A 10,482-nucleotide genomic window follows, 5' to 3' on the forward strand; every position below is an offset into this window, starting at 1 on the left:
GAATGCCTGTGGAAGCAGGTTTGCTCCCCCCCAAAAGCAGCATTTGGAATACCAGTGGGAGCAAGGCTTGCCCGCGATGAGGCCATCATGGGCGCAGCTTGAATCGCATCAGATCCAGATCGCGTCCCACAATGGGTAGTCCCCAATTTTTGTAACTAAACCGGCTCGCAGCGGGTTTGCCACGATATATCGAGCGACTGTTTGCAGATCTTCCTCCTTGCGAATGGCCCGGTCATGAAATCCCTCCTGCCAAAGCGATCCTTCCCGCTGCATCAATCGATTGAAGACAACCGTGGTCCGAGACTTTGTTCGCGCGATCAGCTTGGAGAGTTCTATACCCTGCAATTCGATCAGCCAGTGAAAATGGTCTGGCATCACCACCCAGGCCAACGAATGGGCAAATTGTTCTTCCTGAGCCTTTCGGAAGGCGTCAACCACCAAGCGTCCTGTCTCGAAGCGGCCAAAAAACGGCTCGCGGTCGCGCGTATTCACGGTCAGTAAATAGATTTGTCCAGACTGCGAATAACGTCCGGAACGCAACTGTTGGGAATGAGGCAGTGTTGTCACAAGTGATCATCCTTAATCTGTCCTTTAGTTCAAGGCTAGGACAGCAGGAGTAGATCCGACTTGGAATGTTGGAGCAGGATGTGTCTGGTCTGACGCCATCGCGGGCAAGCCTTGCTCCCACAGGGATTAGATGTCGTCCATGCAAGCGGCGACTCCCAGGAAGGGGTCAGGCCCTGAACTGGCTTGGCGCGACGCCGCTCCAGCGCACGAAGGCGTGGCGGAAGCTGGCGGTTTCGCTGAAGCCCAGTCGTTCGGCGATTCGATAGATCGGCAATTGGTCCTCGCAGAGCATCTGCTTGGCCCGTTCGAAGCGCAGTTCGTCCAGCAGTTCCTGATAGCTGCAGCCCAGGTCCTTGAGGTGCCGGCGCAAGGTGCGCGCCGAACAGTTCATCTGTTCGGCCAGGCCTTCCAGCCCGGGGGCGGCGTCCAGTTGGGCGTCGAGCAACTGGCGGATCCGCCCCAGCCAGGCCTGGCGTCCGGTGAACTCGGTGTTCTGCCGGCGGCAACGTTCGGCCATGGCGTGATGGGTGATGGGGTCGGCCAGGGGCAAGGGTTGTTCGAGCCAGTGGCGCTCGAAGGCGAACGCATTATCGTCGCTGTCAAAGCGCACCGGGCAGTCGAAGGGCGCGGTGTAGCGTACCTGGTAGTCGGGCGCCGGATGTTCGAAGCGTGCCGCACGCAAGGGCAGTGCATGACCAAGGAGGTCGTTGCAGATGACCTTCAGCGAAACCATGCAGAACTCGGCATTGAACACCGCCAGGGCCGGGTTCTCCCGATAATCGCTGGCGCTGAACCAGATGTACTGGCCGTCATCGTCCAGGTTCAGTTCGAAGAGTGTTCCCAATAGCGCCGGATAGCGCAGCGCCAGGCGCAAGGCGTCACCTAAGGTGGCACTGGTGAGCAGGGCATAACCGAGCATGCCGTAGGACGAAACGTGCATGCGCCGGCCCAGTTCCAGGCCGATGTCGCGCTTGAGGGCCACGGCGTTGGCGCAGACTTGCATCTCCTGGTTGGTGGTGATGCGCGTATCGGCCCGGCTCAGGTCCGCCGCGCTGATGCCGCTGCCGGCCAGCAATGCCTCACTGGACAGCCCTTGGCTCTTGAAGGTGCTCAGTACCAGGGAGACGGCGTTGAGGGTGGTGAGGTGGGAATGAAGCATGTCCGTTTCCAGCCTGGGGGAGGTTGGAAACGGAGCAAGTTATATGCCGGGTGAAAATCGAAGGTTCAACACAACCTCTAATGTGGGAGTAAACCTGTGGGAGCAAAGCTTGCTCGCGAAGAACGATGACGCGACCTTACAGTTGATCCGTGTCGCCCGCATCGCGAGCAAGCTTTGCTCCCACAAGTGCCCCCTCCCACAGGGTTTGCCGGGTGTCAGCTCAGCTCGCCACACAGGTCCAGCTCTACCAGCCGCCGAACCTCATCCACTGGCAGCCCTGCGCCAATCAAGGCCTGCAACTTGCCGAACGCGGCCTCGCGGGTCATGCCGCCGCCGGACAGCACGCCAACGCCACGCAAGCGACTGCCAGCTTCGTAAACGTCCAGCTCGACGCCACCTTCATGGCATTGGGTCACCGCCACCACCACCACGCCGCTGTCCCGCGCCCGCTCGAGGCTGGCGAGGAAGGCCGGGTTGTCGCTCGGCCCGGTGCCGCTGCCGTAGCATTCCAGCACCAGGCCCTGGATGCCGCTGCCCAGCAGGCCGTCCAGGATCTGCGCGCTGATGCCGGGAAACAGCGGCAGCGCCGCGATGTTCACCAGTTGCTTGGGCTGGTTGTAATTCAACTGCGCCGGCAGCGAGGAGGCTTTGACGCCGCCACCCTGGCGTTCCAGGCGCTTGAACGGGTGGCGACCGAAGCTGCGCACTTTCGCGCAACGGGTTGGCGCCAGCAGTTCACCGTGGAAGTACAGGTGCACGCCCGGCGCCAGACCCTGGCCAAGGGCGACCAGCGCGCCGCTGAGGTTTTCCCAGGCGTCGCTGTCGGTCACGCCGGCGGGCAGCATCGAGCCGGTGAAGCAGACTCGCGCATGCAGGCCCAACAGTTGGAAGCTCATCGCCGCGGCGCTGTAGGCCAGGGTGTCGGTGCCGTGCAGGATCAGGATGCTGTCGCAACCCTGCACGTCCACGGCATCGACCACGGCTTCGCGCAGTTGCTGCCAATAGGCCGGGGTCATGTTGGCGCTGTCGATCAGCGGCGACATTTCCCGGAAACGCCATTGCGGGACGACGAGTTCGGGTTGGCTGTGCAGGTAATCGCGCATCCGCGCTTCGAAACCGGATGCCGGGGCCAGGCCGTGGGCGCTGGCCTGCATGCCGATGGTTCCACCGGTGTAGAGCACCATGACGTGCTGCGCGGCAGGATAGGTCGAGGAATTCATGGGGGTTCTCCGAGGACGAAAACGGCAGCTCTACTTCGCTGCCACAACATAAGGCCGAGCATGACGCCGACCTTAGGCTGTGTCACGCCGGGCGCAGGGGATGCGCCCGGTTTTTTGCTTGTTACCGATCAGCGTTGCGCTGCGGCCACGCCAGCAGTCTCGGCGTCAGGTTTGGCAACCGGTGCCGACGGGGTGGCTGGCCATGCGTTGCGGTCCAGGTCCAGGTCCGGGAACTTGCTGGAGTCGAAGACTGGAACCTTGATGCCGGCCGCACGCTGGTCATCGTAGTCACGCAGGATGCGCATGCCGACCTTGAACAGCAGGAACAGCGCGATCAGGTTCACGAACGCCAGCAGGGTCATGGTGATGTCTGCGAAGGCGAACACGGTACCCAGGTTCTCGATGGCACCCCAGAAGATCAATACCAGCACCAGGGCGCGATAGCCGATCAGCACCTTGCGGTTTTCACCGACCATGAAGCGCAGATTGTTCTCACCCAGGTAGTAGTTGTAGAGGATCGAGGTGAACACGAACAACGACAGGGCCACGGAGATGAAAATCCGACCCCAGTCACCGACCACGGCGGCCAGGGAGTTCTGGGTCAGAGCAATGCCGTCGCCTTCGAAGCCAGGGGTGTAGAAGCCCGACAACAGGATCAGCAGCGCGGTGCAGGTGCAGATCACGAAGGTGTCCAGGAACACGCTGAACGCCTGGACCACACCCTGTGCTACCGGATGCTCGACCGAGGCTACGGCGGCCACGTTAGGCGCACTGCCCAGGCCGGCTTCGTTGGCGAATACGCCACGCTTGACGCCCATGATGATGGCGCTGCCGATCAGACCGCCAAAGGCTTGGTCCAGACCGAACGCACTTCTGACAATAGTCGCCAGCATGTCCGGTACGTGTTCGAACTGCAGCACGATCACGTAGAGAGTTACGCCTATGTACGCCAGGGTTTTGACCGGTACCAGCAGGTCGGCCACCTTGGCGATGCGCTTGATCCCGCCAATGAACACCAGGCCCAGCAATACCGCCAGGGCCAGGCCGGTGTAGGTAGTGTCAAAGCCGAAAGCGTTGTTCAGGGAGTGGGTCACGGCGTGGGCTTGCAGGCCGTTGAAGGCGAAGCCGAAGGTGATCAGCAGCAGGAACGCCATGATCATGCCCAACCAGCGTTTATGCAGGCCGTGCTGGATGTAGTAGGACGGGCCGCCACGGTACTGGCCTTCGGAGTCGCAGCGCTTGTAGAGCTGGCCGAGGGAGCATTCGAAGAAGCTGCTGGACATACCGACCAGGGCAGTCACCCACATCCAGAACACCGCACCAGGACCACCCAGGGTCACGGCGATGCCGACACCGGCGATGTTGCCCGCGCCGACACGGCCAGCCAGGCTGAGCATCAGGGCCTGGAAGGAACTGAGTTGGTCAGTGCTGCTTTTCAGGCTGTCACGGAACACCGTGAACATGTGAAAGAAATGACGGAACTGCACGAAACGCGAGCGGATCGTGAAGTAGCCACCGAGCCCGACAATGAGCACGATCAGCACTTTCCCTGAAAGGAAGTCGTTGATGACTTCGAGCATGAGTATTCCTCGCTGTTTTTTGTTTAAGCAAATGCTGGCCATTTGAAATGTCGCGTTACATCGGTCGGCGCGCGGCACGACAGGTGAGGCAATGTTTCGTCCTGGTCCATTTTTGCGGGTTGTTATTAGTTCGGTTTTCGCATGTTTAAGGATCTCGCTGCAGACGATCACTCATGCGAAGAGGGGCGGCACTATACCTATCAGCGCGGTGCCCGTCTGCACAGTTGTGGTGCATCCGACGAAACGAATCCTTTGAAACACCTGGCCTTTCGGTCAGGTTATTGTGGGGGCAAGCCTGCTCGCGTTGGCTGGCGACGCGGTTTACTACGGGCAGCACGTCGTTGTTTATCGCGAGTAGGTTCCTTCCCACAGATTCAGTCATCCTTTGCTGCTATCAATTAAAAAAAGGGCTTGGGGAAGATCCCCAAGCCCTCAAAAGGTGAGAGGTGTCTAGTCCCTCGACCTGGTGAGCGGTGTTCGTGTCGATCACGCTTTGAGCGGTACCAGACGCGGAGCAATCATGTTTTCCGGGCGCAGGATGTCGTCGAGCATGGCGTCGTCGAGCAAGCCTTCTTCGCGCACCAGTTCCAGCACGCCGCGGCCACTTTCCAGGGCAATACGGGCGATGCGGGTGGCGTTTTCATAGCCGATGTAAGGGTTCAGGGCGGTGACCAGGCCGATCGAGTGCTCGACCAGTTCACGGCAGCGCGCTTCGTTGGCGGTGATGCCGACGATGCAGTGCTCGCGCAGCATGTCCATGGCCCGTTGCAGCAGGCGGATCGAGTCGAAGATCTTGAAGGCGATCAGCGGTTCCATCACGTTCAGTTGCAGTTGGCCGCCTTCGGCCGCGATGGTCAGGGCCAGGTCGTTGCCAATGATCTGGAAGGCCACCTGGTTGACCGCTTCGGGGATCACCGGGTTGACCTTGCCGGGCATGATCGAGCTGCCTGGCTGGCGAGCCGGCAGGTTGATTTCGTTGATGCCGGTGCGCGGGCCGCTGGACAGCAGGCGCAGGTCGTTGCAGATCTTCGACAGCTTGACCGCAGTGCGCTTGAGCATGCCGGAGAACAGCACGAAGGCGCCCATGTCGGAGGTGGCTTCGATCAGGTCGGCGGCCGGAACCAGCGGCTGGCCGCTGATGGTTGCCAGGCGCTGTACGGCCAGGGCCTGGTAGCGCGGGTCGGCGTTGATGCCGGTGCCGATGGCGGTGCCGCCCAGGTTCACTTCAGTGAGCAGTTCAGGCGCCAGGGTTTTGAGGCGCGCCAGGTCTTCGCTCAGGGTGGTGGCGAAGGCGCGGAATTCCTGGCCAAGGGTCATCGGCACGGCGTCTTGCAGCTGGGTGCGGCCCATTTTCAGGACGTGGCTGAATTCTTCACCTTTGACCGCGAATGCCTGGATCAGGCTGTCGAGGCTGGCCAGCAACGCGTCGTGGCCCAGCAGCAGACCCAGGCGGATCGCGGTTGGGTAGGCGTCGTTGGTGGACTGCGCCATGTTCACGTCGTTGTTGGGGTGCAGGTACTGATACTCGCCTTTCTGGTGGCCCATGGCCTCCAGCGCGATATTGGCGATGACTTCGTTGGCATTCATGTTGGTCGACGTGCCGGCGCCGCCCTGGATCATGTCCACCACGAATTCTTCGTGGAAGTCGCCGCGGATCAATCGTGCACAGGCTTCACTGATGGCGGCGTGCTTGGCTTCGCTGAGCTGGCCCAGTTCGCGGTTGGCGTCAGCGGCGGCCTGTTTGACCATTGCCAGACCGACCACCAGCTTAGGGTAATGCGAGATCGGGACGCCGGAGAGACGGAAGTTGTTTACCGCTCGTAGGGTCTGGATGCCGTAATACGCTTGCGCCGGTACTTCGAGTACGCCAAGCAGGTCTTTTTCTGTGCGGAATGATGCAGCGGAGGACATGATGGAAATCATCTCGATAAGGACCCGGTCTGAGCCGGAACGCTGCGAATCCTAGGCTCTGGAAAAAAATAGGGCCAATGCTGTTAAGCACTGGCCTATGCATATTCGGCATAATGTCGGTGTGACGTCGGCGGTGCGACGAACGTGTGACCTGTTTTGGTGCGTGTAAGGGAGGACGTGATGAATCTTGAAAGCAAATGGCTCGAGGACTTCAGTGCCCTGGCCGCTACCCGCAGTTTCTCCCAGGCGGCCGAGCGGCGTTTCGTGACCCAACCGGCCTTCAGCCGGCGAATCCGCAGCCTCGAGGCGGCGCTGGGGCTGACCCTGGTCAACCGTTCGCGCACGCCGGTCGAGCTGACGGCGGCGGGGCAGTTGTTCCTGGTGACGGCGCGCACGGTGGTCGAGCAACTGGGTGAAGTGCTGCGTCATTTGCATCACCTGGAAGGTGGACAGGGCGAAGTCATCCAAGTGGCCGCTGCCCACTCCCTGGCGCTGGGCTTCTTCCCGCGCTGGATCGCCCAGCTGCGCAACGAAGGGATGAACATCGCCACGCGGCTGGTGGCGACCAACGTCGGCGATGCCGTCCACGCCTTGCGTGAAGGGGGCTGCGACCTGATGCTGGCCTTCTACGATCCGGATTCGGCCATGCAGATGGACCCGGAGATTTTCCCGTCGCTGCACCTGGGCCAGACCGAGATGCTCCCAGTGTGCGCCGCCGATGCCGATGGCAAGCCGCTGTTCGACCCTGAAGGCGAGGCCAGCGTGCCGCTGCTGGCCTACAGCGCCGGGGCGTTCCTCGGGCGTTCGGTCAACCAGTTGCTGCGCCAGCGGGCGCTGCGGTTCACCACGATCTACGAGACGGCCATGGCCGACAGCCTGAAAAGCATGGCCCTGGAAGGCCTGGGCATCGCCTGGGTGCCGCACCTGAGCGTACGCGCCGAACTGGCCCGGGGCGAACTGGTGATCTGCGGCGGCCCGCAATGGCACGTGCCGTTGGAGATCCGCCTGTACCGCTGCGCCTTGGTGCGCAAGGCCAATGTGCGGTTGTTGTGGCGCAAGCTCGAAGGCGGCGTGGCGCAGGGTGCCATCGGGTCCTGAAACCCACGCAGAACCCCTGTGGGAGCGGGCTTGCTCGCGAATGCGGTGTGTCAGTCGCCACCTTCTTAACTGACACACCGCATTCGCGAGCAAGCCCGCTCCCACAAGGGATCAGCGCTGTTCCGACGCTGACCTGCGAGTCAATAAAACCGCCACTTCACCACAAATGACAGATGGTCGGCGAAAGTGCGTTTAACGCACCATTTTCGGTATACTGCCCGGCCTTCGGTCGGTTCGCCCGGCCATAATTCGTACAACAAGCCACGCCGGTTTCCTGCGTGGCTTGTTGTTTTTTGACGCGCCTGCGGGCGCCCAGAGAGAAGAGGCACGACGATGAGTGCACTGGTTGGCGTGATCATGGGCTCCAAGTCCGATTGGTCCACCCTTAGCCACACCGCCGATATGCTGGAAAAGCTCGGCATCCCTTACGAGGTGAAAGTGGTCTCCGCCCACCGTACCCCGGACCTGCTGTTCCAGTACGCCGAAGAGGCCGAGGCGCGTGGCATCGAGGTGATCATCGCCGGTGCCGGTGGCGCCGCCCATTTGCCAGGCATGTGTGCGGCCAAGACCCACCTGCCGGTGCTGGGCGTGCCGGTCCAGTCTGCGATGCTCTCGGGCGTCGATTCGTTGCTGTCGATCGTGCAGATGCCAGCCGGTATCCCGGTCGCGACCCTGGCCATCGGCAAGGCCGGCGCGATCAACGCGGCCCTGCTGTCGGCGAGCATCCTGGGCGCCAAGCACCCACAATTTCATACCGTGCTGAAAAAATTCCGCGCTGAGCAGACAGACAGCGTCCTGGACAATCCAGACCCACGCATTGCCTGAGGTTGTTGACGAATGAAGATCGGTGTAATCGGTGGCGGCCAGTTGGGTCGCATGTTGGCCCTGGCAGGTACACCGCTGGGGATGAACTTCGCTTTCCTGGACCCGGCGCCGGACGCCTGCGCCGCGGCACTGGGTGAACACCTGCGGGCCGACTACGGCGACCAGGATCACCTGCGTCAATTGGCTGATGAAGTTGACCTGGTGACCTTCGAGTTCGAAAGCGTCCCGGCCGAGACCGTGGCCTTCCTGTCCCAGTTCGTCCCGGTCTACCCGAGCGCCGAAGCCTTGCGGATCGCCCGTGACCGCTGGTTCGAAAAGAACATGTTCAAGGACCTGGGCATTCCCACGCCAGCCTTCGCCGACATTCAGTCCCAGGCCGACCTGGACGCTGCCGTCGCTGCCATCGGCCTGCCCGCCGTGCTCAAGACCCGCACCCTGGGTTACGACGGCAAGGGCCAGAAAGTCCTGCGCAAGCCTGAAGACGTGGTCGGTACGTTCGCCGAACTCGGTAGCGTGGCCTGCCTGCTGGAAGGCTTCGTGCCGTTCACCGGGGAAGTCTCGCTGATCGCCGTGCGTGCCCGTGACGGTGAAATCCGTTTCTACCCGCTGGTGCACAACACTCACAAGGACGGCATCCTCAAGCTGTCCGTCGCCAGCACCGACCATCCGTTGCAGGCCCTGGCCGAAGACTATTCCAGCCGGGTGCTCAAGCAGCTCGATTATGTCGGCGTGATGGCGTTCGAGTTCTTTGAAGTGGACGGCGGCCTCAAGGCCAACGAAATCGCCCCTCGGGTCCACAACTCCGGGCACTGGACCACCGAAGGCGCCGAGTGCAGCCAGTTCGAAAACCACCTGCGGGCGGTGGCCGGGCTGCCGCTGGGGTCGACCGCCAAGGTCGGTGAAAGCGCCATGCTCAACTTCATCGGCAAGGTGCCGGACAGCGAGAAAGTCCTGTCGATCGCTGACTGCCATTTGCATCACTATGGCAAGGCGTTCAAGGTCGGGCGCAAGGTCGGCCACGCCAACCTGCGCTGTGCTGACCGGGCGACGCTGGCCCAGCAGATCATCAAGGTCGAGACGCTGATCGCCGAACAATAATCTGGGGCGCCGGTGGAACCATTCGTCGGCTAATCTCTCTCATGGCTAAGTGCCAAAGCCTGACCGGGCTTTGGCTGAGTGACTCAACCAGAGGGCAATGCCATGGGAATCATCGGAACCATTTTTATCGGCTTGATCGTTGGCCTGCTGGCACGCTTCCTGAAACCGGGCGATGACAGCATGGGCTGGATCATGACCATCCTGCTCGGTATCGGCGGTTCGTTGGCGGCCACTTACGGCGGCCAGGCCCTGGGCATCTACCACGCCGGCCAAGGTGCTGGTTTCATTGGGGCCCTGGTGGGCGCAGTGGTATTGCTGGTGATCTACGGCCTGATCAAAAGAAACTGATTCAAATGCAATAAAGCCCTCTCTGCCTGGCGCGCAGAGGGGGCTAGAATGCTCGGCGGTTCACTTTCCACTCATTGCCGAGCCCTTTCATGCGCCGTCTAGTGTTGACCCTTCTTCTGCTGGGCAGTGGCCTGGCCCATGCTGCCGAGCTGCCGGAAACCGACTGGCTCGAACTGATGCCCAAGTCGGACCAGAAAGCCCTCGAGGCCATGCCCGAGATCGACCACGACTCCCCGGAAGCCAACGGCACCTTCACCGAAAAAGGCGGCCTGAAGCAAAGCAAAGGCTTGCCGGCGGTGATGTATTCGACCAAGACCGTGGCGGCCATGAATGACAAGCACATCCGCATCGGCGGTTACCCGGTGCCGCTGGAAACCGACGCCAAGGGCCGCAGCACGCTGTTTTTCCTGGTGCCCTACCCCGGCGCCTGCATCCACGTCCCGCCACCGCCGCCTAACCAGTTGGTGCTGGTGCGCTTTCCCAAGGGCCTGAAGCTGGACGACATCTACACACCGCTGTGGGTGACGGGCACGTTGAAGATCGAAAAGGTCGACAATGATCTGGCGAGTGCGGCGTATGCGCTGGAGGCGGAGAAGGTGCGGGTGGTGCAGGAGGCGGATTTGTAATAGGCCGCAGATATGGCGTAGATCCAAATGTGGGAGCGGGCTTGCTCGCG

The 10,482-nt window shown here is 61.7% G+C and carries 10 protein-coding genes; 5 read left to right on the forward strand and 5 right to left on the reverse strand.

Annotation, left to right across the window (positions count from 1 at the left end):
- Positions 1-108 precede the first annotated feature (108 nt).
- The 5 genes from CFII68_RS17920 to aspA form a co-directional block, all read right to left on the reverse strand.
- Positions 109-567 (reverse strand): transposase, encoded by a 459-nt coding sequence (locus tag CFII68_RS17920; RefSeq protein WP_018604694.1) that lies wholly within the window; start codon positions 565-567, stop codon positions 109-111.
- A gap of 166 nt (positions 568-733) precedes the next feature.
- Positions 734-1,726 carry an AraC family transcriptional regulator gene (locus tag CFII68_RS17915; RefSeq protein ID WP_018604697.1) on the reverse strand — a complete coding sequence of 331 codons (993 nt, stop codon included), beginning with the start codon at positions 1,724-1,726 and terminating at the stop codon, positions 734-736.
- Between the two features lie 215 nt (positions 1,727-1,941).
- Complete coding sequence (locus CFII68_RS17910) at positions 1,942-2,946, reverse strand: asparaginase (RefSeq protein ID WP_018604699.1); 1,005 nt, start codon at positions 2,944-2,946, stop codon at positions 1,942-1,944.
- Between the two features lie 128 nt (positions 2,947-3,074).
- Positions 3,075-4,526, reverse strand: coding sequence for a sodium:alanine symporter family protein (locus tag CFII68_RS17905; protein WP_018604700.1), 1,452 nt, complete (start codon positions 4,524-4,526; stop codon positions 3,075-3,077).
- Positions 4,527-5,012: 486 nt separating this feature from the next.
- Positions 5,013-6,437 carry an aspartate ammonia-lyase gene (gene aspA / locus CFII68_RS17900; RefSeq protein ID WP_018604702.1) on the reverse strand — a complete coding sequence of 475 codons (1,425 nt, stop codon included), beginning with the start codon at positions 6,435-6,437 and terminating at the stop codon, positions 5,013-5,015.
- A gap of 180 nt (positions 6,438-6,617) precedes the next feature.
- On the opposite strand from aspA, the gene CFII68_RS17895 reads away from it, so the two are divergent.
- The 5 genes from CFII68_RS17895 to CFII68_RS17875 all read left to right on the forward strand — a co-directional run bounded on the left by CFII68_RS17895 (position 6,618) and on the right by CFII68_RS17875 (position 10,432).
- The gene (locus tag CFII68_RS17895) at positions 6,618-7,535 is read left to right on the forward strand and encodes a LysR substrate-binding domain-containing protein (protein ID WP_018604704.1); all 918 of its coding nucleotides are present in this window, start codon (positions 6,618-6,620) and stop codon (positions 7,533-7,535) included.
- A 333-nt stretch (positions 7,536-7,868) separates the two neighbouring features.
- Entirely contained in the window at positions 7,869-8,360 is a 492-nt protein-coding gene (purE, locus tag CFII68_RS17890) for a 5-(carboxyamino)imidazole ribonucleotide mutase (protein ID WP_018604706.1), read from the forward strand.
- Positions 8,361-8,372: 12 nt separating this feature from the next.
- Positions 8,373-9,458: a 5-(carboxyamino)imidazole ribonucleotide synthase gene (locus CFII68_RS17885; RefSeq protein WP_018604709.1), complete on the forward strand. Its 1,086-nt coding sequence runs from the start codon at positions 8,373-8,375 to the stop codon at positions 9,456-9,458.
- Positions 9,459-9,560: 102 nt separating this feature from the next.
- Complete coding sequence (locus tag CFII68_RS17880; RefSeq protein ID WP_018604711.1) at positions 9,561-9,806, forward strand: GlsB/YeaQ/YmgE family stress response membrane protein; 246 nt, start codon at positions 9,561-9,563, stop codon at positions 9,804-9,806.
- A gap of 89 nt (positions 9,807-9,895) precedes the next feature.
- Entirely contained in the window at positions 9,896-10,432 is a 537-nt protein-coding gene (locus CFII68_RS17875) for a DUF3299 domain-containing protein (protein ID WP_050585389.1), read from the forward strand.
- Positions 10,433-10,482 lie beyond the last annotated feature (50 nt).

Source organism: Pseudomonas sp. CFII68 (assembly GCF_000416195.1).
In the GTDB taxonomy this organism is placed as follows: domain Bacteria; phylum Pseudomonadota; class Gammaproteobacteria; order Pseudomonadales; family Pseudomonadaceae; genus Aquipseudomonas; species Aquipseudomonas kilonensis.